At 56.0% G+C, this 23,519-nt stretch carries 25 protein-coding genes and 1 other RNA gene; 12 read left to right on the forward strand and 14 right to left on the reverse strand.

Translation table 11 applies throughout. From position 1 onward, the window contains the following. The first annotated feature begins 64 nt into the window (after positions 1-64). Positions 65-841, forward strand: a complete 777-nt coding sequence (locus ACR0BI_RS02110) for an enoyl-CoA hydratase-related protein (protein WP_170393167.1) — start codon at positions 65-67, stop codon at positions 839-841. An 8-nt stretch (positions 842-849) separates the two neighbouring features. Here the strand turns inward: ACR0BI_RS02110 and bmt are convergent, their stop codons facing one another. Both bmt and ACR0BI_RS02120 read right to left on the reverse strand, forming a co-directional pair. Continuing rightward, a complete protein-coding gene (gene bmt / locus ACR0BI_RS02115; protein ID WP_480561542.1) occupies positions 850-1,863 on the reverse strand; it encodes a betaine--homocysteine S-methyltransferase in 1,014 nt (337 codons plus the stop codon). A gap of 121 nt (positions 1,864-1,984) precedes the next feature. After that, a complete protein-coding gene (locus ACR0BI_RS02120; protein WP_170393165.1) occupies positions 1,985-2,305 on the reverse strand; it encodes a DUF1476 domain-containing protein in 321 nt (106 codons plus the stop codon). Between the two features lie 187 nt (positions 2,306-2,492). Here ACR0BI_RS02120 and purC point away from each other — a divergent pair, with 187 nt between their 5' ends. The 6 genes from purC (at position 2,493) to ACR0BI_RS02150 (ending at position 10,774) form a co-directional block, all read left to right on the forward strand. After that, positions 2,493-3,248 carry a phosphoribosylaminoimidazolesuccinocarboxamide synthase gene (purC, locus tag ACR0BI_RS02125; protein ID WP_170393164.1) on the forward strand — a complete coding sequence of 252 codons (756 nt, stop codon included), beginning with the start codon at positions 2,493-2,495 and terminating at the stop codon, positions 3,246-3,248. Positions 3,249-3,348: 100 nt separating this feature from the next. Further along, complete coding sequence (gene purS, locus ACR0BI_RS02130; protein WP_010439914.1) at positions 3,349-3,579, forward strand: phosphoribosylformylglycinamidine synthase subunit PurS; 231 nt, start codon at positions 3,349-3,351, stop codon at positions 3,577-3,579. Between the two features lie 26 nt (positions 3,580-3,605). Continuing rightward, positions 3,606-4,274: a phosphoribosylformylglycinamidine synthase subunit PurQ gene (gene purQ, locus ACR0BI_RS02135; RefSeq protein WP_170393163.1), complete on the forward strand. Its 669-nt coding sequence runs from the start codon at positions 3,606-3,608 to the stop codon at positions 4,272-4,274. Between the two features lie 36 nt (positions 4,275-4,310). Continuing rightward, entirely contained in the window at positions 4,311-6,089 is a 1,779-nt protein-coding gene (locus tag ACR0BI_RS02140) for a sensor histidine kinase (RefSeq protein WP_370644429.1), read from the forward strand. A gap of 11 nt (positions 6,090-6,100) precedes the next feature. After that, the gene (locus tag ACR0BI_RS02145; protein ID WP_170393162.1) at positions 6,101-7,435 is read left to right on the forward strand and encodes a sigma-54-dependent transcriptional regulator; all 1,335 of its coding nucleotides are present in this window, start codon (positions 6,101-6,103) and stop codon (positions 7,433-7,435) included. Positions 7,436-7,942: 507 nt separating this feature from the next. Beyond that, positions 7,943-10,774, forward strand: a complete 2,832-nt coding sequence (locus ACR0BI_RS02150; protein WP_480561540.1) for an Rne/Rng family ribonuclease — start codon at positions 7,943-7,945, stop codon at positions 10,772-10,774. A gap of 56 nt (positions 10,775-10,830) precedes the next feature. On the opposite strand, the gene ACR0BI_RS02155 is transcribed toward ACR0BI_RS02150, so the two are convergent. Beyond that, positions 10,831-11,064, reverse strand: a complete 234-nt coding sequence (locus tag ACR0BI_RS02155; protein ID WP_170393161.1) for a sulfurtransferase TusA family protein — start codon at positions 11,062-11,064, stop codon at positions 10,831-10,833. 105 nt (positions 11,065-11,169) lie between these two features. Between ACR0BI_RS02155 and ACR0BI_RS02160 the strand changes: the two genes are divergently transcribed. The 4 genes from ACR0BI_RS02160 to ACR0BI_RS02175 all read left to right on the forward strand — a co-directional run bounded on the left by ACR0BI_RS02160 (position 11,170) and on the right by ACR0BI_RS02175 (position 15,524). Further along, positions 11,170-11,922, forward strand: a complete 753-nt coding sequence (locus ACR0BI_RS02160; RefSeq protein WP_170393160.1) for a cytochrome c biogenesis CcdA family protein — start codon at positions 11,170-11,172, stop codon at positions 11,920-11,922. Positions 11,923-12,009: 87 nt separating this feature from the next. Then, positions 12,010-13,224, forward strand: a complete 1,215-nt coding sequence (locus tag ACR0BI_RS02165) for a hypothetical protein (protein WP_480561539.1) — start codon at positions 12,010-12,012, stop codon at positions 13,222-13,224. Next, positions 13,221-14,570, forward strand: coding sequence for a cytochrome P450 (locus tag ACR0BI_RS02170; RefSeq protein WP_480561538.1), 1,350 nt, complete (start codon positions 13,221-13,223; stop codon positions 14,568-14,570). Before ACR0BI_RS02165 ends, ACR0BI_RS02170 begins: the two co-directional genes overlap by 4 nt. Positions 14,571-14,642: 72 nt before the next feature. Further along, the gene (locus ACR0BI_RS02175) at positions 14,643-15,524 is read left to right on the forward strand and encodes a fructose bisphosphate aldolase (RefSeq protein ID WP_480561536.1); all 882 of its coding nucleotides are present in this window, start codon (positions 14,643-14,645) and stop codon (positions 15,522-15,524) included. A 12-nt stretch (positions 15,525-15,536) separates the two neighbouring features. On the opposite strand, the gene ACR0BI_RS02180 is transcribed toward ACR0BI_RS02175, so the two are convergent. From ACR0BI_RS02180 to fumC, 4 genes are read right to left on the reverse strand one after another with little or no spacing between them, the layout of a single operon-like run. Further along, entirely contained in the window at positions 15,537-16,139 is a 603-nt protein-coding gene (locus ACR0BI_RS02180; protein WP_480561535.1) for a DNA-3-methyladenine glycosylase I, read from the reverse strand. A gap of 59 nt (positions 16,140-16,198) precedes the next feature. Next, complete coding sequence (locus ACR0BI_RS02185; RefSeq protein WP_480561534.1) at positions 16,199-16,420, reverse strand: ribbon-helix-helix domain-containing protein; 222 nt, start codon at positions 16,418-16,420, stop codon at positions 16,199-16,201. Further along, positions 16,417-16,593, reverse strand: a complete 177-nt coding sequence (locus ACR0BI_RS02190) for a DUF4169 family protein (RefSeq protein WP_170393154.1) — start codon at positions 16,591-16,593, stop codon at positions 16,417-16,419. The genes ACR0BI_RS02185 and ACR0BI_RS02190 overlap by 4 nt, the downstream gene beginning before the upstream one ends. Beyond that, a complete protein-coding gene (fumC, locus tag ACR0BI_RS02195) occupies positions 16,593-17,987 on the reverse strand; it encodes a class II fumarate hydratase (protein WP_170510046.1) in 1,395 nt (464 codons plus the stop codon). The genes ACR0BI_RS02190 and fumC overlap by 1 nt, the downstream gene beginning before the upstream one ends. 207 nt (positions 17,988-18,194) lie before the next feature. Here fumC and ACR0BI_RS02200 point away from each other — a divergent pair, with 207 nt between their 5' ends. Next, positions 18,195-18,758: a hypothetical protein gene (locus tag ACR0BI_RS02200; RefSeq protein WP_480561533.1), complete on the forward strand. Its 564-nt coding sequence runs from the start codon at positions 18,195-18,197 to the stop codon at positions 18,756-18,758. A 27-nt stretch (positions 18,759-18,785) separates the two neighbouring features. Here the strand turns inward: ACR0BI_RS02200 and ACR0BI_RS02205 are convergent, their stop codons facing one another. The 7 genes from ACR0BI_RS02205 to ACR0BI_RS02235 form a co-directional block, all read right to left on the reverse strand. After that, positions 18,786-19,253: a ClpXP protease specificity-enhancing factor SspB gene (locus ACR0BI_RS02205; RefSeq protein ID WP_170405597.1), complete on the reverse strand. Its 468-nt coding sequence runs from the start codon at positions 19,251-19,253 to the stop codon at positions 18,786-18,788. 76 nt (positions 19,254-19,329) lie between these two features. Beyond that, positions 19,330-20,580: a chromate efflux transporter gene (gene chrA, locus ACR0BI_RS02210; protein WP_480561532.1), complete on the reverse strand. Its 1,251-nt coding sequence runs from the start codon at positions 20,578-20,580 to the stop codon at positions 19,330-19,332. After that, a complete protein-coding gene (locus ACR0BI_RS02215) occupies positions 20,577-21,392 on the reverse strand; it encodes a sulfurtransferase/chromate resistance protein (RefSeq protein ID WP_170625939.1) in 816 nt (271 codons plus the stop codon). Before ACR0BI_RS02215 ends, chrA begins: the two co-directional genes overlap by 4 nt. Before the next feature lie 129 nt (positions 21,393-21,521). Next, positions 21,522-21,953, reverse strand: coding sequence for an ester cyclase (locus ACR0BI_RS02220; protein WP_170393148.1), 432 nt, complete (start codon positions 21,951-21,953; stop codon positions 21,522-21,524). A 99-nt stretch (positions 21,954-22,052) separates the two neighbouring features. After that, positions 22,053-22,400: a transfer-messenger RNA gene (ssrA, locus tag ACR0BI_RS02225) on the reverse strand. A 36-nt stretch (positions 22,401-22,436) separates the two neighbouring features. Continuing rightward, positions 22,437-22,799, reverse strand: a complete 363-nt coding sequence (locus ACR0BI_RS02230; protein ID WP_480561531.1) for a DUF4345 family protein — start codon at positions 22,797-22,799, stop codon at positions 22,437-22,439. A gap of 62 nt (positions 22,800-22,861) precedes the next feature. Next, a complete protein-coding gene (locus tag ACR0BI_RS02235; protein WP_170421484.1) occupies positions 22,862-23,512 on the reverse strand; it encodes a hypothetical protein in 651 nt (216 codons plus the stop codon). Positions 23,513-23,519 lie beyond the last annotated feature (7 nt).

A 23,519-nucleotide genomic window follows, 5' to 3' on the forward strand; every position in this document is an offset into this window, starting at 1 on the left:
CTTCTTTTCCTTTTTCCGCATTTGCGTCAGTGTTTTGCAGAACGCTGCGCAGCTGAGGTTTTGCATGGAATACGAAGCGGTCCTTCTGGACATTACTGATAATTTGGCGGTTTTGACATTGAACCGGCCGGATAAGATGAATGCGTTGACGACGCAGATGCGGGCCGAGATCACCTACGCAATGAAAGATGCCGCGCAACACGCTCGCGCGATCGTCCTGACCGGTGCTGGACCTGCCTTTTGTTCAGGTCAGGATTTGGGTGACGCGTCGAGCACAGGAAAGATCGACCTCGAACGCGCGCTTCGCGATGAATATGAACCGATGCTTGAGGCTGTCTATGATTGCCCCGTGCCAACTATAGCGGCAGTTAACGGGCCTGCAGCGGGGGCGGGGGCCAACCTGGCGCTTTGTGCCGATGTGGTGATAGCAACCGAGAGTGCCTATTTCCTGCAAGCTTTCGCTCGGATCGGTCTGCTGCCTGATGCAGGCGGCACCTGGTTCATGCCGCGTCAGATGGGGTTTGCCAAAGCGATGGGTGCAGCTTTGTTTGCAGACAAGATCAGTGCGCGACAGGCGGATGAATGGGGATTGATCTGGGAAGCGGTTGCAGATGATGAGTTCGACGCTCATTGGCGCAAGAGAGCCGCGTATTTGGCGAATGGCCCAACCTCCGGGTTTCGCGCGATCAAACAAGCGATCCGGGGAACTTACGATAGAACATTACCTCAGCAACTTGCAGCCGAAGCCCACCTGCAGGGCGAATGCGGACGTACCCGAGACTTTGCCGAAGGCGTCGTAGCCTTTCTGGAAAAGCGCCCTGCGAAATTCGAAGGGCGCTGATCATTCAATCAGGCCCGGCGGCGGCGACGAGTGCGCCGTTCGGGAACGGCCTCGTCCCCAGTGCCATCTGAGGCTGAGGTAAACGGACCAAGCGCCGATACGATCTGATCCAGGGTCGGGCGCTCGCCGCGCGGACCGTTATCTAACGCCTCGCGCATTTTGCGCAAATGCGCAGGCATGGTGCCACAGCAACCGCCAATGATCGTTGCACCTGCGTCGCGCGCCATGGCGGCGTACTGGCCCATCAGTTCAGGCGTTCCATCATAATGGATATGACCGTCCACATATTTCGGGATCCCTGCGTTGCCCTTGGAAATCAGTGGACGTTCGTTTCCTTGGGCAGCGAACCCAAGCACCGTCCGCAGTATATCCGAGGCACCAGTGCCGCAATTCGCCCCGAACGCAACCGGAGGATTGGGCAGAGTTTCCACGATCATTGCGAGATCAGAAGATGTAACACCCATCATTGTGCGGCCAGCCGTGTCAAAACTCATGGTGCCGCACCACGGCATATCTGCCAGAGCGAACGCTTCTGCCGCAGCCCGGAATTCTTCCGGCGCGCTTATGGTCTCAAGCCACAGAACATCTGCGCCTCCGGCCTTCAATGCCTCAGCTTGTTCATGAAACATCTCGACGGCTTCGGCGTGTGAGAGGCTACCGACAGGATCCATGATCTCGCCGGTCGGACCAACGGATCCGGCCACGATGATTGGGCGGCCTGCTTTATCAGCGACTTCGCGACCCAGTTCAGCGCCAGTACGGTTCAGCTCGGCCACGCGGTTCTGGGCGTCGTGTAACTTCAAACGCGCGGCTGTTCCACCAAATGTGTTTGTCAAAAACAGATCACTGCCGGCATCGACCGAGCCCTGATACAGAGCACGAATCTTGTCAGGCGCATCGACATTCCACAATTCCGGCGCATCGCCTGATTGCAGGCCCATGTTGAACAGGTTCGTCCCGGTCGCGCCATCCGCCAGAATGACGTCTACGGTTTCCAGAAGGTTGCTGAGCGCGTTTGTCATTGGAGTATTCCAAAATTGGGGCCACAGCCCGTAAAAATATGAGACGCCCCGTGTCTCACGACCGGGGCGTCAAATCAAATTCATAAAACTCATGAAGATCATGAGTTTTGCAGCTCAGGCATCAGGACTCGGCTTCTGCCATCACCTGCTCTTTGGCTTCGACTAGAAGTTCGACCATCTTCTCGCGGATTTTAGCCTCATCCGCGAGATCACCGAGGTACCCTTTGACCGCCTCGACAACATCGTCTTCGCTGACATTTTGCAGGTCGGTGTGGACAAGTTCCTGCCCGTATTTACGCGCCTGTTCCACAGTCTCGCCTTTCAGCGCCGAGGCCCATACAGCCATAAATCGGTTGCGGCGCATCCGAGCGATGAACTGCATCTTTTCGTCATGAGCGAATTTGTTTTCAAACGCGGCTTCACGTTCGTCGAATGTGGTCATTGGTTGGGGACCTCTTGGGTTAGATGTTCTTTTCTGATGATATGACTATACGACGCCCTGTGCGCAAGGTATTTGCGCTGCGTCAAAGCCTCTCGGGGTTGCGAACTTGCGGGAAAGCGGGGCTTGCACTATGAGGGCGCCAACGTGAAGGGACTCATTCCCTTTCCCCAGACTGGAAAGGTCGCTCATGGCGCGTCGCAAGAAGATTTACGAAGGTAAAGCCAAGATCCTGTATGAAGGTCCCGAGCCGGGCACCATCGTGCAGTACTTCAAGGATGACGCCACAGCTTTCAACGCCGAGAAGAAAGACGTGATCGATGGAAAGGGCGTTCTGAACAACCGGTTGAGCGAATTCTTCATGACCGGTCTGGCCCAGATCGGAGTTCCGACGCACTTCATTCGCCGTCTGAACATGCGGGAGCAACTTGTGCGGAATTGTGAGATCATTCCACTGGAAGTGATCGTCCGCAACTATGCCGCCGGATCGATGTCCAAACGCCTCGGTATCGCCGAGGGTACTCAACTGCCGCGCCCGATTGTTGAATACTGCTACAAGGACGATGCGCTGGGTGATCCGTTGGTGACCGAAGAGCACATTGCGGCATTCGGCTGGGCGAGCCAGCAGGATATGGACGATATCCTGAGCCTTGCACTGCGCGTTAATGATTTCATGAGCGGCGTGATGCTGGCGGTTGGTATTCGTCTGGTCGATTTCAAAATCGAGATCGGGCGCGTGTTCGAAGGCGATTTCCAACGACTGATCATTGCGGACGAAATCAGCCCCGATAGCTGCCGTCTATGGGATATCGAAACCGGTCAGAAGCTGGACAAGGATGTGTTCCGCCGTGATCTGGGTAGTCTGACTGATGCATATTCTGAGGTCGCCCGCCGTCTTGGCGTTCTGCCCAAAAGCAATGTCACAAAACCAACGCTGATCAACTGATCCTGTCTCATATCGACAGGGTTGTCCGACAAGCCCAAGCGGGGTATCCCGCGCCCAACGAAACGGATCGATGCGCGGTCCATCAGTGGAGTTCTCGAAAATGAAAGCACGTGTGCATGTGATGCTCAAGAACGGGGTTCTGGACCCGCAGGGCGAGGCTGTGCGTCACGCATTGGGTGCGATGGGCTTTGATCAGGTCGAAGGTGTCCGTCAGGGCAAGGTGATCGATCTGGAACTGGCAGACGGCGCGACCGAGGCGGACGTAACCAAGATGTGCGAAAAGCTGTTGGCCAACACGGTCATCGAACGCTTTGAGATCGAACTGCTCTAAGTTTTTCTGACCTAGGAGGGTCCGCCATGCGCGCAGCCGTCATCGTTTTCCCCGGTTCCAACTGCGATCGTGATCTTGCTGTTGCCTTCGAGCAGGCCGGTTTTTCCGTCGATATGGTCTGGCACAAGGATGCCGCGCTGCCCGAGGGTATAGATATCGTCGGTGTGCCGGGTGGGTTTTCTTACGGCGATTATCTGCGCTGCGGCGCGATTGCGGCGCAATCGCCCATTTGTAAAGCGCTGGCCGCGCATACCGAGCGTGGTGGCTATGCCGTCGGCATCTGCAACGGTTTTCAGGTTCTGACCGAAACCGGAATTCTACCTGGCGCGCTGTTGCGCAATGCCGGTCTGAAATACATCTGCAAAACGATCGGACTCAAGGTCGAAACCAGCGATAGCGCCTTTACTGAAGGATACAATGCCGGGGATGTGATCGATATCCCGATTGCGCATCACGATGGCAATTATTTCGCAGACGATGAGACCTTGGCCGAGTTGAAGGATCAGGATCGCATTGCCTTCACATATGCCGAAAATCCCAATGGTTCGCGCGACGATATTGCAGGGATTTTATCGCACAACCGGCGCGTGTTAGGCATGATGCCCCACCCAGAACGAGCGGCGGATTCAGGCCACGGAGGCACTGACGGGACGGCGCTCTTCCGCGCATTGGCCGGGGTGCTGACGCCCGCGTGACTTGAGGTCATCAGTCGGGACGCGTAGCGTCAGTACATGAGCGCGGAAGATCAAGCAGACAGCAAAGGGTTTCTGAACCGGTTTCGCGGCGCGCCTATGGGCTGGCGGCTGCGTCTTGCCGTGTTTTTGTTGCTGCTTGCTACCGTCGCCACAGTGTGGATCACCAACAGTCTGCTAACCAGTCGCTTCACCGAATCGACCAGAAACCGCGCCGAACTGCGGTTAGCCTTGTATTCCGGCAACCTGCTGAGTGAGTTGCGGCGCAACGCCATCGTGCCGCAGTTGCTTGCCCGTGACCCCACCCTGATTTCGGCCCTGCAATCCAGCGATTACACGCTGTCTAGCCAGCGTCTGATCTCTTTCGTTGAAGAAATCGGGGCGGCCTCGCTGGTTTTGTTGGATGGGGATGGCCTGACACGTGCTGCAACCGACCGGAACCGGTTGCAGGAAAGCCACCGGAACTCGCCTTACTTCATCGATGCTATCCGGTCGAATGCCACTATATTCTCGGTCATTCCACGTGAATCCGGCGGTTACAGCTTTGTCTACTCGCGGCGAATCGAGGCGAATGCAGAGATTCTTGGCGTGATCGTAGTCGAAGTTGATTTGCAGAAATTTGAACGCGCCTGGGCTGGTATTTCTGACGCGGTGATGGTCACAGACAGCACTGGTACGATCATCCTCTCGACCGAGCCTCAGTGGCGAGGTCTGGATGAAAGCGGTGCCATGTTGCGCCAACCCCCTCAGAACGCGATTCAGCGCGCAATCCGGGCCACAACCGATTGGAGCGCTTTGCCCCCGGATGCCTATCTTCAGGGCGAGGCTGTGATGCGGATGGAGACCCGTATTCCGTTCCGGGGCTGGCAAATGACCTCGTTCACCACCTATTCATCGATCCGCGAGCGGGTGAACAGCGTTCTGGCGCTTGAGATCATGGCATTTGCGATTCTTCTGGCGCTGACCTTCTATGCGCTCAGCCGCAGGGCGACGTTGCGCATGACCTTGTTCCAGCGCGAGTCGGCGGAGCTTCGCGCATTGAACGTAAGGCTGCAGCGGGAAATCGCTGAGCGTGAACGTGTTGAAAAGACGCTGGAAGTTGCCGAACAAACCCTTGCCCAGAGCTCAAAACTGGCAGCACTTGGCGAGATGTCTGCGGCAGTCAGTCACGAGTTAAATCAACCTCTGGCTGCGATGAAAACTTATCTGGCCGGCGCGCGTCTGCTTTTGCGTCGAAACCGGCCCGAAGAGGCGTTGGCCAGCTTTGGGCGGATCGACGGATTGATCGAGCGGATGGGAGCGATCACGCGCCAGCTCAAATCCTATGCGCGCAAAGGTGCAGATGCGTTTTCGCCAGTAAATCTTGGCGAAGCGCTGGCCTCGTCCCTGTCGATGATGGAACCGCAGCTGCGTCAGCGGCATGTGAAGATAACCCAGATTTTGCCCGAAGAACCTGTTATAGTGATGGGTGATCGGATGCGGATCGAACAGGTTATGGTCAATCTCTTGCGCAATGCGCTGGATGCGACCAAGTCTGTGGATGAGCCGGATGTCGAGATCATTCTCGCTGCAGGTGAAACTGCGGTACTGACCGTGCGGGACAATGGCCACGGGATCGAGGATATCGAAAACCTGTTCGAGCCGTTTTATACGACCAAACGCCCGGGGGACGGCGTTGGTCTGGGGCTTGCCATCTCGTCCGGGATCGTGAACGACCATGGCGGACGGCTGACCGCGCGCAACGGCCAACAGGGTGGCGCGGTGTTTGAGATGCAATTGCCCATATTGGGAAGCGACGGCCTTGAGGCCGCGGAATAGAGGAAGTGACTATGGCACAGGCCATGAAAATCGCCATCGTGGATGATGAACAGGACATGCGCCAGTCGATCAGCCAGTGGCTGGCTTTGTCGGGGTACGACACCGAAACCTTTTCAAGCGCCGAGGATGCGCTCAAGGTCTTGGGGCCAGAATACCCCGGGATCGTGATTTCTGACATCAAGATGCCTGGAATGGATGGCATTCAACTGCTGAAAAAGCTGATGGGGGCCGATAGCACGCTTCCGGTGATCATGATCACGGGACATGGCGACGTGCCAATGGCCGTAGAGGCGATGCGTGTCGGGGCGTTCGATTTCCTTGAAAAGCCGTTTAACCCCGATCGCATGTCCGAACTGGCCAAACGCGCCAGCAATGCGCGTCGTCTGACGCTCGACAACCGAGCCCTGCGGCGTGAGCTGTCTGGCGGTACGCAGATCATGAACAAGCTGATCGGTGCCAGCCCCGTCATGGAGCGGTTGCGTGAAGATATTCTGGATCTGGGGCAGGCGGATGGTCATGTCCTGATCGATGGGGAAACCGGAACCGGAAAGACTTTGGTGGCGCATGCATTGCACGCGGTTGGTAGCCGGGCGGGTAAGAAATTCGTCCTGGTTTCTTGCGCAGCACTTGAGGAAGAAGCGCTGTCGAAACGCCTGTTTGGCCCGATGTTGCCCGAGGACACGCAGTTGCCCGCCATCGAAGAGGCCCGCGGCGGTACGCTGGTTCTCGAGGATGTCGAAGCCCTGAGTGATACGCTGCAGGCCCGTCTCTTGAGCGTTATGAATGAGCAGGGCACCCCTGCGGAAACGCGGATCGTTGCGATTTCGAACCTGCAGGAAGCGGGCAAAACCTCAGAAGATGTATTGCGTCCCGATCTGTTCTATCGGTTGGCGGCGCTGCGCATCACCATGCCTCCGCTGCGACAGCGGGGTGAGGACATCCTGACGCTGTTCACCCGTCTGAGCGAACAGTTCGCAGAGGAATATGGCTGCGACGCGCCTCAGGTCAGTGCGCAGGAAGCGGCTCAGCTGCTTCAGGCCCCGTGGCCCGGGAATGTGAGGCAGTTGATCAACATTGCTGAGCGTGCGGTGCTGCAGTCGCGGCGCGGGTCGGGGACAATTGCTTCGCTGCTGATGTCGGATCACGAAGAGATGCAGCCTGTGATGACAACTGAAGGCAAGCCGCTGAAGGAATATGTTGAAGCCTTCGAGCGGATGCTGATCGACAATACGATGCGCCGTCACAAGGGATCGATCGCCTCGGTGATGGAAGAACTCTGCCTGCCACGCCGGACACTGAACGAAAAGATGGCGAAGTACGGGTTGCAGCGTTCGGATTACCTGTGAAAGCGGAGGAGGGGGCTGGCCCCCTCTTGAGCCTGCGGTTCAATTCAACCCCTGGATATTTCTGAACAGATGAAGGGACTCTTCGGCGCGTTCTTGGGTCGCGATGCAGTTTGCCCATTGTCTTTTCCACAGGACTGCTTTTATTGTGATCGAACGGGCCGGGTATTTTGTGCCTGCAAGCCCCGTGTTTTGAGTTTCGCTGCTGAGCTGATGGTGAGGATAGATCCCGCGCGGCGCGGCAGACCGATTATGCCCCAATGGGGCAGATGAACGCCTGAACCCGTCTATGCGGGTGAAAGGAATAAATGGGCGGGCCGCATTTAGACGCGCCTGTCGGAGAAGAACCGCGATGACGCGCGCGCAACGATTGAGTATACGGGCAGGGGGCCAAAGCGCCAGACCCTGCCGCGCGCCGTCCGATATCGCCCGTACAAGACACCTCCCCAAAAGCGCCTGTCCGCCTGGACGGGTCAGGACAACGCGTTTGGCGCGGTGCACCAAGGACACATGGCTAAGAAAATGCTTATCGATGCCACCCACGCGGAGGAAACCCGCGTTGTGGTGGTCGACGGAAACAAGGTTGAGGAATTTGACTTTGAATCCGAAAACAAACGCCAGCTTGCTGGCAACATCTATCTTGCAAAAGTAACACGGGTTGAGCCGTCGCTACAGGCGGCATTTGTGGACTACGGCGGGAACCGGCACGGGTTTCTGGCGTTTTCTGAAATACATCCCGACTATTACCAGATCCCCGTCGCCGACCGTGAGGCGCTGATGGAGGAAGAGCGCGCCTATGCCGAGGCGATGAAGGCGCGGGATGAGGCCGAGGAAACAAAGCCCAAGAAGCGCCGGTCGCGTTCGCGCTCGAAGGCCGCTGACGTCAAGACGGACGATCCGGTTGAGACGCTGGAGGTTTCCTCAGAGCCGACCGGAATGGAAACCATCGATCTGGATGACGGTGAAGAGACGGAGGTGCCCGAAGGGACGTCTCCGATGGAAATCGTTGCCGAGACGCCGGTGGAAGAGCCAGAGGATGCCGCCGAGCCTGTTGCTGAAGAAGCTCCGACCGAAGAAGCTAAGTCCGAAGATGTAGATCAGCAGGCGGAAGCGCCAGAAGAGACTGCTGAGGTAGCGGAAGACGCGCCTGTCGAAGCAACTGATACCGACCAAGAAGAACCTTCGGATGAGGTCGAAGCCAAGTCTGACGAAGAAGAGGCGGAAGCTTCTGGTGACGAGCCCGAGGCGGATGGCGAGACAGAAAGCAAAAGCGCTGACGCGGCTTCGAAAGACGATACCATCGAGTCGGTCGCAGACGAAGACGATAGCGAGGATATCCGTCCTCCGCGCAAGCCACGCCCGCGCCGCTACAAGATTCAGGAAGTTATCAAGGTGCGTCAGGTCCTGCTGGTGCAGGTGGTCAAGGAAGAGCGCGGCAACAAGGGTGCGGCACTTACCACGTATCTGTCTTTGGCGGGTCGGTACTGCGTACTGATGCCCAATACCGCACGGGGCGGCGGAATTAGCCGCAAGATCACCAATGCCGCTGACCGGAAGAAACTGAAAGACATTGCCGCTGAAATCGACGTGCCCACGGGCGCGGGTCTGATCGTGCGCACGGCCGGAGCCAAACGGACAAAATCAGAGATCAAGCGCGACTATGAATACCTGCAACGACTGTGGGAGCAGATCCGCGAGCTGACGTTGCAATCCATTGCGCCTGCGAAAATTTATGAAGAAGGCGACCTAATCAAACGCTCGATCCGCGACTTGTATAATCGCGACATCGATGAGGTTCTGGTTGAAGGCGAGGGCGGGTATCGCATCGCCAAAGACTTCATGAAGATGATCATGCCGTCGCACGCCAAGAACGTGAAGCGATACGAAGACGCGCTGCCGCTATTCGCGCGATATCAGGTGGAAAGCTATCTGGCCGGGATGTTCAACCCGACGGTTCAGCTGAAATCCGGTGGCTATATCGTGATCGGGGTGACCGAAGCGCTGGTGGCGATCGATGTGAACTCGGGTCGGGCGACCAAAGAAGGTTCGATCGAGGAAACCGCGTTGAAGACCAATCTGGAGGCCGCCGAAGAAGTGGCGCGCCAATTGCGTCTGCGCGATCTGGCCGGTCTGATCGTGATCGATTTCATCGATATGGACGAGCGCAAAAACAACTCGGCCGTTGAGAAGCGACTGAAGGACAAGCTGAAAACGGATCGTGCCCGTATTCAGGTGGGCCGGATTTCGGGCTTTGGACTGCTCGAAATGAGCCGTCAGCGTCTGCGTCCTGGAATGCTTGAGGCGACGACCCAGCCATGCCCGTCTTGCCATGGCACCGGCCTGATCCGGTCGGACGACAATATGGCACTGTCAATCCTTCGCCAGATTGAAGAGGAAGGCACTCGCCGCCGTTCGCGTGAGGTATTGGTGCGTTGCCCGGTTAGCATCGCCAACTTCCTGATGAACCAGAAACGCGAACACATCGCGCAGATCGAAGCGCGGTATGGTTTGTCGGTTCGGATCGAAGGGGACGTTCATTTGGTCAGCCCCGACTTCTCGATGGAGAAGTTCAAGACCGCTAGCCGCGTTGTTCCTGAAGCAACTGCGCCGGTGGTATCGGTTGATGCGTCGCTGATGGATATGGTCGACGCCACGGATGAGGACGAAAACGAAGAAGAAATTGCGGTTCAGACCGAGGAAGAGACTAAGCCCAAGCGTAAACGGCGTCGGCGCCGGCGCAAGAAGAGTTCGGGCAATGGTGACGCGCCGGATGGCAATGCAGACGAGTCTGACGCAGACAGTGTAACCGACTCGAGCAACGAAGCTGAGAGCGTCGATACCAAGCAGACCGAGGCTGAGCCTGTTGCTGAGGAAGATGCTGAGAAAGCGGCCAAACCGAAAAAGCGCCGGGCACCGCGTCGACGCAAAAAGGATACTGAGGCCACAGTCGAAGCAAGCGAGACGCAGACCGAAGCGGATAATGCGAACTCCGATCCGCAGAAAGAGCCGGTCAATGCTGAGGCCGCCGAGGCTGAACAGCAAGAGCCAGCCGATGAGTCTGAAAGCATCGAACCAGCCGCTGAGCCCGATAGTGCTGATGCACCATCAGAACTTGAGATCGCCGAAGCAACGTCGGCTTCTGAAGTCGATGAAGAAGTGCCAGAGGAACCTGCTGAAGCGCCTGAACCGGTTGCCGAAGAAGCCGAAGAATCGACCGTGGCAGCAGAACCCGAAGTCATTGAAGCAGCCACCCCAGAGCCGGTCTTGGAGGCAGTGGCGGACGAACCCGAACCCGCGCCGGCCAAGCCAAAGCGCCGAGGGTGGTGGTCATTGGGACAGTAAGAAAAAGGCGGGCCAACTGGCCCGCCTTTTTCATTAGGGTGCGTTCCAAAGAATCCTCAGGCCGATTTTTGGATCACATATATCTGATGACCATCCACTGTATCTTGCGAGACAAGTGTATGGCCAGATTCGGTACAGAAATGCGGTACGTCGATAATCGCGGCAGGATCATCGGCCAGCACGCGCAGCATACCCCCCGCAGGCAAGGATTTCAGGCGCTTCCGAGCCTTCAAAACAGGCAAGGGGCACAACAATCCCAACGCATCCAGTGTTTCAATCTCATTGGTCATGGGGCTGAGATATTTCTAACGAGCGATACTGTCCAGCGCGCAACCACGAGGATGTGACCGAATGGCCTCGTGACGAAACCCGCGCGATACCATATGTGCTGAGTCATGTTCGGAATTGAGATCATAGACGCGGGCCTTCTGCCTGCCATGTTTATCGCCATGCTGGGCGGGTTGATAAGTTTTCTGTCTCCCTGCGTGCTGCCGATTGTGCCACCGTACCTCGCGTATATGAGCGGTGTGACTATCAACGAGATGCAGGATGAGGCGCGCGCGCGGCGCAAGGCGACCCTGGCGGCACTGTTTTTTGTTCTGGGTCTGTCGACCGTGTTCCTGCTGCTAGGCTTTACAGCCTCGGTCTTTGGGGCGTTTGTTCTTCAGAATCAGGTGCTTTTCGCCAAACTCTCGGGCGCTGTCGTCATTGTCTTTGGCCTGCACTTTCTGAACGTGTTCCGTATTCCTTTGTTGGATCGTGAGGCACGCGTTGATACGGGTGACTCCAGCGGATCTGTGTTCGGGGCATATATTCTGGGACTGGCCTTCGCCTTCGGTTGGACGCCGTGTATCGGCCCACAATTAGGTGCAATCTTGTCGCTGGCCGCCTCCGAAGCATCAGTCACGCGTGGCACCGTATTGCTTGGCGTATATGCGGCAGGCCTGGGCATTCCATTCTTGCTGGCTGCGATGTTCCTGAACCGCTCGATGGCGGTTATGAACCGCATCAAACCGCATATGGGCACAATCGAGAAGGTGATGGGCGGGCTGCTGCTTTTTGTCGGCATCATGCTTGTCACCGGTTTGTTCACCGAATTCAGCTGGTGGCTGCTGGAAACATTTCCGGCTTTGGCAAACCTCGGTTAACCCTCTGGCTTTAAACACGGATGGATAGACGCCAGGTCTTACCTTGGCGTCAACGCTGCGCTAATCTTTGGCGCAGAGGGCCGGGTAATGAGCAGTCAGCAATCCAATCCGCAGGTGCGCAAACGCCGGGTGTTTTACATTCCCGGCTACGACCCGATTCATCCGCGCCGATATCGAGAGCTCTACCGCAAAGAGGGGGGCGCCCAGGCTGAGATATCGGGATACCAGATCGATATTAGCGCTAGGACGGGCGAAGGTCCCTACGGCTGGCAGGTGACTTCTCAGCAGGACGGCAGTCCTGTTGATGCAGATGTTCAGGTTCTGGTCTGGTCGGATATCGTGCGTGACAGCATGGCTCAATCGATACCGGCAACCTATCTGCAACTGGCGAGAACCGCCTGGATATATATCTCGACCGGTACGCTTTGGCGGCTGATGCAGCTGCGCAAGGGGCCCGTAATTGCGGCGCTATACCCGGTGGCAATGCTGCTGCTGCAGCTTTTGGCATCGTTGTTGATTGCTTGGGGTTTAGTCGCTGTATTGAAACCACTCGTTGGGTGGTGGTCTTTGGTACCTGCTGCCGGAGCAATCTATGCTCTGATGCAATGGTTCCGAAAGATCGATAATCGTCTGTTCGCTTATTACCTTATGCATGACTATGCCCACTCGGCGAAGCTATACGGCGCGTATTCGCAAGATCTGCAATCGAGGCTGCGGGAGTTTTCTGACCTGATCACCGAGACGCTGGACACAGACACCGATGAGGTGCTGGTCGTAGGTCACAGCTCTGGCGCCCATCTTGGTGTGTCAGTGTTGGCAGATGTTTTACGACGACGGGGCGGTGTACTGGATAAGACAGTCGTATCCTTTCTGACCTTGGGACAGGTGGTGCCAATGGTTTCGTTTCTACCGCAGGCACACACGCTTCGCGCTGATCTTAAATATCTATCCGAACGCGCGGATATGACTTGGATCGATGTCTCTGCACCGGGGGATGGCTGCGCGTTTGCGTTGTGCGATCCGGTCGCGGTCAGCGGCGTCGCTGGCCCCAAAAAGTGCGGGCCGCTGGTTCTTTCTGCGGCCTTCACCCAAACACTGTCCCCCGCGCGATGGCAGCAATTGCGTTGGCGCTTTTTTCGCCTGCACTTTCAATATCTTTGTGCGTTCGATCAACCTGGACTTTATGACTATTTCCGCATCACCGCAGGTCCTGAAACATTGAAGCAGCGGTTTGAAGGGCGCGCGCCATCTCGGTCGCGCATTGAACGGGCGGTTTCGAAATACATTGCGGTGGAAGCATGACGCCCCCAAAGCCCGAAGCACGACCGGATAAAGTCTCGCTGTGGCGGTATCTGCGTCTGTTTCGTCAAGACTTGCTGTCTGCTCAGCCCCAGCGTCTATATCGAGCGTGGATGGCTGAATTCCGAACGCCGTTCTTTCGCTCGTATATGGTCAACCAACCCAATCTGATCCGCGCAGTTCTGAAAGAGCGCCCGGATGCGTTTCCAAAATCAAATCGCATCAGCGAAGGCTTACGCCCCTTATTGGGCCGGTCCGTGTTCCTGACCAATGGCGAAGTCTGGAAACGGCAGCGCAGGATCATTGATCCCGCCTTTGAAGGCGGACGTTTGAAAGATACGTTTCCCGCGATGTTAAATGCGGCGCAGGCTTGTGCGGATCGGCTTTCTGGCAGGGTTGGGCAGAAGGTGGAATGTGAAGAAATCACAAGCCATGTCGCGGCGGATGTGATTTTCCGCACCCTGTTTTCGGTTCCCATCGAACATGAGGTTGCTGCGCAGGTCTTCGATAAATTCAGAATCTATCAGCGCGAACAGCCCTTGCTGAACCTGGCCGCATTCGTTCCGGTTCCAAGCTGGATGCCCCGATTTCATTCTCGCAAAACTCGCCAAACCGCCAGCGAGATTCGGGATCTGATCAGCCGATTGACGGATGAACGCGCTATAGCAATCGAAAACGGGTCGGCCCCCGATGATCTGGCCACCAAGATAATGACGACAACAGACCCGGAAACCGGAGACCGGTTTGATGCGCAGGAAATGGTCGATCAGGTCGCCATCTTCTTTTTGGCGGGGCATGAAACCAGCGCGTCTGCACTGGCTTGGACGCTCTATCTGATGGCGATGCATCCGGACTGGCAGGAAGAGCTGGCTGAGGAAGCGAAAGCTCTGGACATGCCCAAGTTTTCTACCATGTCCCAACTGAAACTCAGCCGCGATGTGTTTCGTGAAGCTTTGCGCCTGTATCCACCAGTTCCAATGATGGTGCGCGAGGCGACATGCCCTGAACGCTTCCGTGATCGGGATATTTCGCAGGGTTCTCAGATCGTTGTAAGTCCCTGGCACTTGCATCGGCACGAAAGGCTTTGGGACCGGCCAGACGATTTCGACCCCACGCGATGGACGACGGAAAACGGAAAGAAATGCCAGCGCGAGGCCTATATTCCCTTTTCGGCTGGCCCCCGGGTCTGCACAGGCGCAGGGTTCGCGATGGTAGAAGGTCCTTTGATCTTATCGATGCTCTTGCGTCGTTACCGATTCGAAACAATACCAGACGAAACGCCGGTACCGGTCGCGCATTTGACCGTCAGATCGAAAGACGGAATTTGGTTGCGCTTGGTTGAGCGCTAACAAACTACCATCGCTCTTCGGCATGCTGTATGCGGATTGAAAATGCGGAATCATATTGAACGGGATTGAGTTATGTCGAAAGCAGAACAGCGCGCGCAGATGTCCGAAGGCGCAGGATTTATCGCAGCACTGGACCAAAGCGGCGGTTCAACCCCGAAAGCGCTGGCTTTGTACGGCGTTGAAGCATCGGACTACGGATCAGACGAAGAGATGTTCGGCGAGATTCAGAAGATGCGCGCGCGGATCATTCTGGCTGACGATTTCACCAAGGATAAAGTGATTGGTGCGATCCTGTTCGAACGGACCTTGGGCGAAGAAATCGACGGCAAGAAGGTCGCGGATTACCTGTGGTCCGAAAAAGGTATCGTGCCATTTCTGAAAATCGACAAAGGGCTTGAGGATGAGGCAAACGGTGTTCAGATGATGAAGCCAATTCCGGGGCTGGCTGAGACGTTGGCCAAGGCGGATGGTGTTTTTGGCACCAAGGAACGTTCAGTTATCCACGAAGCCAATGCTCAGGGCATTGCCGACGTTGTCGCGCAGCAGTTCCAGGTCGCACGCGTGGTCACTGATGCGGGAATGGTCCCAATTGTCGAGCCTGAGGTAAACATCCACTCGGAAACCAAGGCCGAGGCTGAGGACATTCTGAAATCAGAAATTCTGAAGAACCTGGATCAATTGGTCGAGGGTCAGGAAGTGATGCTGAAGCTGACCATACCCAGCCAGGCCAACCTGTATGATGAGGTGGCGGATCACCCGCGCGTCCTGCGTGTTGTGGCGCTTTCCGGCGGATACTCGACCGAGCAGGCCTGCGACCTGCTTGGCCAAAACAGCAAGATGATCGCGTCGTTTTCGCGCGCACTGACCGAAGGGCTGTCCAAACAGCAATCTGACGCAGAATTCAACGCAGCGCTCGGCGGGAATATCGACAATATCTACCGCGCCTCGATCTGATCGCGGGGTAATCTATTCGGGCTTGATGAAATCGCGGCGTAATTGCGCCGCTTTTTCGCGCATGAAACATCCGTTGGCGTGATCATTGATCAACCCCATGGCCTGCATAAAGGCAAAGATCGTGGTGGGGCCTACGAATTTCCAACCGCGTTTCTTCAGATCTTTCGACATCGCGATGGATTCTTTCGATGTGGAAGCGCTTTGCGGGGCGGGTGGCGCCGTAGGCTCGTACCTCCAGACATAAGCGGCCAATGATCCCTCGTCAGCGATTAGGTCCTGCACGCGGCGGGCGTTGTTGATCACGGCTTCAATCTTGCCGCGGTGTCGCACGATGCCTTTATCGTCCAGAAGTCGATTGATATCTGCATCAGAAAATTCTGCTATCTTGTTGAAATCAAAGTTTCTAAACGCTGCCCTGAAATTCTCGCGTTTTGACAGAATGGTGCGCCAACTCAAGCCTGACTGAAAGCTCTCGAGGCACAGTTTCTCAAACAGTCGTCTGTCATCGGAAACCGGATATCCCCATTCGTTATCATGATAGTCAAAGAATTCGGGGGCGGCGTTGCACCACGAACACCGAGGCTTTCCATCTGGGCCTGTTGCCAAATCGTTCATGAATGTACCCTTTTTGTTCTCCGCGAAGATAAGCGACGCGATTGTTTGAAATCAAGTACTCAATCGGTTTGACGATACCAATTCAGAATGAAGACACGAATGGTCGAAGCCAGTCCGGTTTCCGGGTCGCGCTCAGCATCAATATTTGCCGCCAGGACATTGATTGGGATATCTTTTTCCCGCGCGATATCACGGAAGGCTTGCCAGAACTCATCCTCAAGCGAAACGGATGTTCGATGACCTTGCAAGGTCAGGGAGCGTTTGACAGGACGTCCACTCATTCGTCGACCTTGTGACCGTCAAGGTCCCGGCGCTGCCGGTCTTGCTGCAGCTTTACAACGGTCCTGTCGGCTTTGGATTGTCCGTGTTTCGCAGCGTTTGCATCCGCGCGGGCCTTTTTTTCAGCCCGCGCTTTTTCTTTTCGAAACCGGTTCAGGTTAACCGGTTTACCCATCAGTCCTTGGGTCCAATCATATGCTCGGGCCGCACAACCGCATCAAACGTCGCCTCATCCACAAAGCCCAACGCAATCGCTTCTTCCTTAAGTGTTGTGCCGTTCTTGTGCGCTGTTTTGGCGACGGTCGTGGCGTTGTCATACCCGATTGTCGGTGCCAGAGCAGTCACCAGCATCAGGGATTCCTTCATCAGCTTGTCGATGCGTGGCTCGTTGGCTTTGATGCCCAACAGCATCCGCTCGGTAAAGCTGTCGGCTGCATCGCCGAGCAGCTGGATCGACTGCAGCAGGTTATAGGACATCATCGGGTTGTAGACGTTCAACTGGAAATGGCCCTGCGAGCCTGCAAACTTCATTGCTGCGTCGTTGCCCATCACATGTGCGGCCACCTGAGTCAGCGCCTCGGCCTGTGTCGGGTTCACCTTTCCGGGCATGATGGAGGAACCGGGCTCGTTTTCGGGCAGGATAAGCTCACCCAATCCTGAGCGGGGCCCCGAACCCAACAGACGGATATCGTTGGCAATCTTGTAGCAGGAACCGGCGATCGTGGCCAACGCGCCCGACAGGAAGACCATGGCATCATGTGCGGCCAGAGCTTCGAATTTGTTCGGCGCGGTCACAAAGGGCAGGCCGGTGATATCGGCCATATTCTTGGCGACAGCCTCATCCCAGCCGCCATGCGTGTTCAAACCGGTACCCACAGCAGTACCGCCTTGAGCCAGTTCATAGATACCGGGCATTGCAGCTTCTACGCGCGCAATGCCCTGACGGATTTGGTGCGCATACCCGCCGAATTCCTGTTCCAACGTCAACGGCGTGGCATCCTGCGTATGGGTACGGCCGATCTTGATGATACCGGCAAACTCTTTTGCCTTGGCTTCCAGCGCCGAGGCGAACTTCTCAAGCCCGGGCATCAACACATCGCGCACACTCATCGCTGTGGCGATGTGCATCGCGGTGGGGAAAGTATCGTTCGAGGATTGACCCATATTGCAGTGATCATTCGGGTGAACGGGATCTTTCGAGCCAATCTCGCCGCCCATAATCTCAATCGCGCGGTTGGCAATAACCTCGTTCGAGTTCATATTGGATTGCGTGCCCGAGCCGGTTTGCCATACGACCAGAGGAAAGTTGTCGTCAAACTTGCCTTCGAACACTTCACCGGCCGCTTGTATGATCGCGTCGGCGATCTTGGCGTCCAGCTTGCCGATGGCTTTGTTTTCAATTGCACAGGCCTTTTTGATCACACCCAGCGCGCGCACGATGGCGACGGGCTGCTTTTCCCAGCCGATGGGGAAGTTCATGATCGAACGCTGCGTTTGCGCGCCCCAGTACTTATCGGCAGGCACCTCAAGCGGGCCAAAGCTGTCGGATTCAGTGCGGGTTTGAGACATCGGTCGCTCCGGTCTGGTATGCAGTCGTATGCCGTTTACCCGCAGCAAGGCTGTGGCGCAATCGGCCAGTTGAGCGCACCTTAAACTTGGGCCGCGCAAAGGTATAGACGCGGCAAAGCTACAAATAATTTCTGTTAGCGAAAACAGTGCCATTGTACGTCGGCGGGCTAAAGTTAAGATGGGACAATAACCCTGACGGAGGCAACCATGCGCGTGTCACTTCTCAAAAGCCCTTTGTATACGCTTGCGTTATTGTTTGCCGCGAGTTTTTGGCTGGCAGTATTTGTGCAACACGCTCAGGCGACGGGAATCGAGCCGTTCGTGGGCGACTATACCGGTTCGGCCGACGTTGTTGATGCGGATGGTACGGCGACCCCTCGGGATATGAGCGTTTCGATACAGGAAATTAAAGGGGGCTTCAACGTGAGTTGGACCACCACGACTTACAAAGCCGACGGTCGCATCAAGGATGAGAAATACTCGGTTGATTTTCAAAGCTCGGATCGGCCCGATGTTTATTCTGCGGCCATGAAGCGTAATGTGTTTGGCCATGAGGTGCCGCTTGACCCGATGAAAGGGGAACCCTTTGTTTGGGGGCGGATCGAAGGAGATACTCTGACGGTGTTTTCGTTGTTCATAGCCGAAAACGGTGGCTATGAGCTTCAGCAATTTGACCGGACACTAGCTGATGGTGGGCTCGACCTGTCATTTTCCCGGTTTCGCGATGGGACTAAGTCGCGCTCGGTCGAGACATTCCTTCGAAAAGAATAAATCCCGCATCAAGCGGGGTTTTCTGGGTCATTTCCGGAAGCTGTCCAGCGAGACCACATCCGCATCATGCTGAGGTTCCGTCTCTTCGGCCTCAAGCTCAATCGGGGCTTCTTCCGTCACATGGATCTCTTCGTCCTCGTCTTCCGGGCTTTCAAAGCGCAAGCCAAACTCAACCGAAGGATCCACGAAGGTTTTGATCGCCAGATAGGGGATGTAAAGCGGTTCCGGCGCATCCCCGAAATTCAGCGTAATCGAAAAGCCATCGTCACCGACTTCGAGGTTTTCGAACCAGTGCTGCATGACAATCGTCATCTCGCCTGGATAGCGCTCACGCAGCCAATCGGCCAACTCAACGCCCTCATGCCGTGTATCAAAAGTGATAAAGAAATGATGCGAACCGGGCAGGCCGGTTTCGGACACGTCGGTCAGGACGGTCTTGATCAGGCCTCGCATGGCCGTGTGCATCAGATTCCCGTAGTCGATGTCTTGCGACATGGTTGATCCTCGAAAGTGGTTAATCCCAGCATAGTTCATTCGGACGGAAACGAAAGGCTGTGCTGGGCTGTATTGATTACAAAATCTGCATGCCTAGTCCGGCCAGAACCATGATACCAAGTGTGGTTGCTAAACCGGATTTCATACGGAAAATCAACAGGCCAGCCAGAACGGTCAACACAAGTGCGCTGAATTCAAGCGACGAAGGGTCGGGTAGGGGGAGAGAAACTGGTCCCCAATGCCACCCCGGAATTGAGGTGAACAAGACGTTTAGCCCGAACCACACGGAAAGGTTGAGAATCACTCCGACGACCGCAGCTGTGATTCCGTGCATCGCGGCCCCAAGACGCGGACGCTCGGCGATTCTGTCCAGATGCGGGGCTGCAAGAAAAATCCACAGAAAACACGGTACAAACGTCGCCCATAAAGCGACAATGCCCGCCGCAAACGCCAGCGAGGCGCCTCCGGCAATCTGACCGCTAAGCATGGCCACAAACTGAGTCACCAGAATCAGTGGCCCAGGCGTGGTTTCGGCCAGACCTAGCGCGTCGATCATCTGGTCCGTGCTGATCCATTGGTAGGTTTCGACCACGGTCTGGGTCATATAGGCCAACACCGCATAGGCACCGCCAAAAGTTACAACCGCAAGGCGGGCAAAGAACCAGCCCAGATCGCTGAGCAGTTCCTGACCGCTCAAAGACAGCACAAACAACGGCCCCAGCCAAAGAATAAGCCAGAAAACCGCTGTGCGAACAGGATTAGCAAGTGTTGGGCTGGTTTGAACGGCAACGGGCTTGTCGTCTTTCGAAGTCACGAATCCCCAAACGGCAGCGCACAGTATGATTAGCGGGAAGGGCAGGTTGAAGACAAAGATCCCCAAAAAGGCTAGGCCCGCGATAACCCGGTGCTCGACGTCTGTAAGCGCTTTCCTCGATAGGTTCCGTAATGCTTGCAGGACGATGATGATCACCGTGGCCTTGATGCCCAAGAATCCGGCTTGAACCAAAGGCAATGTACCATAGGCCGCATAAAGCAATACCAGCAGCGCGATCACCAGAGCACCCGGCAGTACAAACAAACTGCCTGCGATTAACCCCCCGGCCACTCCGCGCAGCCGCCATCCTGCATAAGTGGCAAGCTGCATGGCCTCGGGACCCGGCAACAGCATGCATAAGGAAAGCGCGCGCAGATAGGTCTGTTCGTCCAACCAAGGGCGCTTTTCGACCAGCTCCTGATGCATCAGTGAAATTTGGGCGGCGGGGCCGCCGAAGGACAACAGCCCGATGCGCCCAAACACCCTGATCAACTCGTGATATGAAGGGGTCATCGGCCGTGACCCGCGGGCCAATCATGCGTCTCGCTAGAGCCATCGCGCGCCCAGCGATAGAGTGCATCATAGATGTGCAATCCAGCCTGCAATTGCTGCTGGTCATCCCGATACTGGCGTGACAAGCCGACTGAAAGGGCCAGCAACCCGGCGGCCTCAGGCGCCAGATCGTGCTTGTTTGTATCGGCTGCACGTATGATCGTGGCCATGCGGTCCAAGGGCTCTGATCGAAGCTTGAAGTCATCCAGCATCGTGTCAAAGGTGCAATTGTCGCCGCGATGGCTCCAATCAGTTCCTTCAACATCAAAGGGTGTGGCGCCGAAGTGCTCGGCAACCCCCTGAATTTCATCCGGTGCTACAAACAGGAACCGTGCGCGCCTGTCGACAAACCTGCGGATCAGCCAGGGGCACGCGATGCGATCAATCTTGGGGCGGTGCCGCGTCACCCAGACCGTGTTGCCTTTTGCAACTGCAGGAAGGGCAGGCACAGGCACGACCATTGCGCCCGGCATAGCGCGCCAGGCGAACATTCCACCTTCCAGAAATTCTGCCACCACCCCTTCAGCCTGCAGCCATGAAACAACGCCCTGACTCAGCTTTTTGCCTTTCTGGCAAATTACAACGCAAGAATGATCGCCGGTATGATTTCTTATGCCATCAACATTTTGATATGGCATTCGGAATGCGCCGGGTATGAGGGAGGGATCATCGTCGAAATCCCCATCTGTGCGCACATCAAACAGGATAGGAGCCTGAGGCGTACCGATCAGGCGCAAAAGTTGTCGGGGTGTAATTGCATTGGGGGCAGCCATTGCATGTTTCCTTATTGCTTTGGATACATGCGAACTTGGGCTGCCGCCTCACGGGGTGTTCGCAAGCTTACCCCTTGATCCTCTGCTAGCGTGCAAATGCGGGATGGGTCAAGCTTGCGGTCAAGTTTGTCAGGCCCAGTCCAACCTTTGCCCGGTCATGCAAACCGGAAGAGTATCCTGTGGGAACTGCCCCAGTTGTTCAAAAAGTGTAATGAAATCAAACTGATTATAGGCCTCGACCATCTTATCCCCCTTGAAGCGCGCCATGACTTGTCCGGTAACTTCAAGCGGGGCACCGTTATCGGCCCGGAAGGTGCGGACATGCAGAATACCAGAGACCCAATCACCATTTTCGATGATCTTCGGCAGTTCGACTGTGATCTCGCCCAGAACATGACGAAACGCCATGACCAGATCGCGAAAGTCGTCCGCGCCAACCTGCATTTCGGGTATCAACCCTTCGGCCATCGTATCCGGGGCAAAAAACTGATCGATTGCATCGGTATTGCCTTGTTCCCAGACCTCTGAATACCACGCCCTAAGCCTGTCAGAATTCGTCATCTCAGCCCTCCTGTCGCTTGTTCAGGAAGATGGATCAGAGAAATGAATAAACCCTGAATCCCAGGTGAGTTATGGGCATGGAGCAGACATAATCGGTAAAATGCAGGTTTCTGTTGCCAGGTACCTGCGAACCCCGCCTTACGCGGCTAGGCGCAAGGGCTTAAGTTTCGGTCTTGCTACTGCTTACGCAGCAACTGCAACCGGAGCACGATTGTCGTTTGCAATTGTACTAGTTTCGCCGATAACGGTGGCAGACAGCCGAGACAAAGCTAACCCCTTTAGACGTTCGTCGATCCTGTTTCGGCCCCAAAATCCCCAAACGAAGGATGATTGGTGGAGCCGCCGGGTACCGCCCCCGGGTCCGATCCGCTTATTACGAGCGCGTTTATGTCCATAGTCCCGAAGGACCCCTCATATATAGGTTAGGACGTGGTCGGATGCAAACCCGGAATTCTAAGGTTGACTTATATCAAATTCAATAAGTTAAGCAGCTTTGTTCATGTTGGCGAGAATAAGCCAAAGGGCCAGAACAAGCTCGATTCCACCAAAAGTCAGCGCCTTGACGAACGGGGGATTATCCAGCGCCAAAGACACAAATCGACCCAACGCCGCCCCTGCATAAACAACGCCCAGCATGGCATATGCCATCGGTGTGTTGAGCCAGAGAACCACGGCACCTGTCACCACGAACAACCCGCCAACCGAGGCTCGCATCTCACTAAGTCCCATGGTGCTTTTGGTGGGGGCTAGGTCCAGCGCGTTGGCTGTGTAGGCCGGGGCCAGAAATCCGAACAAACCAAAGCCGATGGTCAGCAAGGCGGCAATCACGTTAAGGGCTGTGATCATGGACTTTTTCCCTTTCTGCTCTGCCCGCAGAGTCTAGCGCAGCACTATGTAAAGAAAAGCATCTAAATCGCTGACCACAAGCCTATAACTCCGACCGCGATCAGGCTGAGAGCCCAGACAAGTTCCAGATTGAACCAACTGCGTGACAGAAATTGAAGGCCCAGCCAGCGATAGACGGCGAAGGCCAGAATGCCCCCGCCAAGGATCATGGCGGCTGTGTGAAGTGCAGCGACCGTCAGTACGAGCAGGCCATTGCTCGCCATGATCTGAGAGACTGCGATCTGGCCCGTTTCCAACTCGTCTGATCCACACAATCCAAGATAAATCGGAACCAGCATCAACGCCGCGCCGTGTGCCAGCGCAACGAGGAACGACCAAAGTGCCAATTTGCTTGGCGGTACGCGCGACAACATCCGGGGATGCCGGCGTGTTATGGCGATGTAAACACCCATTGTGATCACAATCAGCGCAGCACCGATACGAATTTCGCGTTGATATTCAACCAGAACTGCCATCATAGCAAATGGCAGTAGGACCCCCAGCATGGCGACGAAATGACCACCAGCCAGGGCGGTCAATGCGCGCCACAAAGCTGATGGCCGTTGTTCCATCAGCGCCGAAGATACCGCAAGCGGCCAGCCCATTCCGGGATTCAGGCCATGATAAGCGCCGCTAAGCACAACGGCCAGCCAGAGACCAGCCGTTGATGTCATCAGAGTC

Source organism: Ruegeria sp. E5 (genome assembly GCF_056534105.1).

Excerpts from the sequence above, each read along its gene's own strand:
- ACR0BI_RS02110 (WP_170393167.1), top strand. The coding sequence starts at position 65 with ATGGAATACGAAGCGGTCCTTCTGGACATTACTGATAATTTGGCGGTT.
- ACR0BI_RS02155 (WP_170393161.1), bottom strand. The coding sequence starts at position 11,064 with ATGACCAATGAGATTGAAACACTGGATGCGTTGGGATTGTTGTGCCCC.
- bmt (WP_480561542.1), bottom strand. The coding sequence starts at position 1,863 with ATGACAAACGCGCTCAGCAACCTTCTGGAAACCGTAGACGTCATTCTG.
- ACR0BI_RS02165 (WP_480561539.1), top strand. The coding sequence starts at position 12,010 with ATGAGCAGTCAGCAATCCAATCCGCAGGTGCGCAAACGCCGGGTGTTT.
- ACR0BI_RS02205 (WP_170405597.1), bottom strand. The coding sequence starts at position 19,253 with ATGTCGCAAGACATCGACTACGGGAATCTGATGCACACGGCCATGCGA.
- ACR0BI_RS02160 (WP_170393160.1), top strand. The coding sequence starts at position 11,170 with ATGTTCGGAATTGAGATCATAGACGCGGGCCTTCTGCCTGCCATGTTT.
- chrA (WP_480561532.1), bottom strand. The coding sequence starts at position 20,580 with ATGACCCCTTCATATCACGAGTTGATCAGGGTGTTTGGGCGCATCGGG.
- ACR0BI_RS02185 (WP_480561534.1), bottom strand. The coding sequence starts at position 16,420 with ATGAGTGGACGTCCTGTCAAACGCTCCCTGACCTTGCAAGGTCATCGA.
- fumC (WP_170510046.1), bottom strand. The coding sequence starts at position 17,987 with ATGTCTCAAACCCGCACTGAATCCGACAGCTTTGGCCCGCTTGAGGTG.
- ACR0BI_RS02220 (WP_170393148.1), bottom strand. The coding sequence starts at position 21,953 with ATGACGAATTCTGACAGGCTTAGGGCGTGGTATTCAGAGGTCTGGGAA.
- ACR0BI_RS02145 (WP_170393162.1), top strand. The coding sequence starts at position 6,101 with ATGGCACAGGCCATGAAAATCGCCATCGTGGATGATGAACAGGACATG.
- ACR0BI_RS02200 (WP_480561533.1), top strand. The coding sequence starts at position 18,195 with ATGCGCGTGTCACTTCTCAAAAGCCCTTTGTATACGCTTGCGTTATTG.
- ACR0BI_RS02120 (WP_170393165.1), bottom strand. The coding sequence starts at position 2,305 with ATGACCACATTCGACGAACGTGAAGCCGCGTTTGAAAACAAATTCGCT.
- ACR0BI_RS02140 (WP_370644429.1), top strand. The coding sequence starts at position 4,311 with ATGAGCGCGGAAGATCAAGCAGACAGCAAAGGGTTTCTGAACCGGTTT.
- purC (WP_170393164.1), top strand. The coding sequence starts at position 2,493 with ATGGCGCGTCGCAAGAAGATTTACGAAGGTAAAGCCAAGATCCTGTAT.
- purQ (WP_170393163.1), top strand. The coding sequence starts at position 3,606 with ATGCGCGCAGCCGTCATCGTTTTCCCCGGTTCCAACTGCGATCGTGAT.
- ACR0BI_RS02215 (WP_170625939.1), bottom strand. The coding sequence starts at position 21,392 with ATGGCTGCCCCCAATGCAATTACACCCCGACAACTTTTGCGCCTGATC.
- ACR0BI_RS02150 (WP_480561540.1), top strand. The coding sequence starts at position 7,943 with ATGGCTAAGAAAATGCTTATCGATGCCACCCACGCGGAGGAAACCCGC.
- ACR0BI_RS02190 (WP_170393154.1), bottom strand. The coding sequence starts at position 16,593 with ATGGGTAAACCGGTTAACCTGAACCGGTTTCGAAAAGAAAAAGCGCGG.
- ACR0BI_RS02175 (WP_480561536.1), top strand. The coding sequence starts at position 14,643 with ATGTCGAAAGCAGAACAGCGCGCGCAGATGTCCGAAGGCGCAGGATTT.
- ACR0BI_RS02230 (WP_480561531.1), bottom strand. The coding sequence starts at position 22,799 with ATGATCACAGCCCTTAACGTGATTGCCGCCTTGCTGACCATCGGCTTT.
- ACR0BI_RS02180 (WP_480561535.1), bottom strand. The coding sequence starts at position 16,139 with ATGAACGATTTGGCAACAGGCCCAGATGGAAAGCCTCGGTGTTCGTGG.
- ACR0BI_RS02170 (WP_480561538.1), top strand. The coding sequence starts at position 13,221 with ATGACGCCCCCAAAGCCCGAAGCACGACCGGATAAAGTCTCGCTGTGG.
- ACR0BI_RS02235 (WP_170421484.1), bottom strand. The coding sequence starts at position 23,512 with ATGACATCAACGGCTGGTCTCTGGCTGGCCGTTGTGCTTAGCGGCGCT.
- purS (WP_010439914.1), top strand. The coding sequence starts at position 3,349 with ATGAAAGCACGTGTGCATGTGATGCTCAAGAACGGGGTTCTGGACCCG.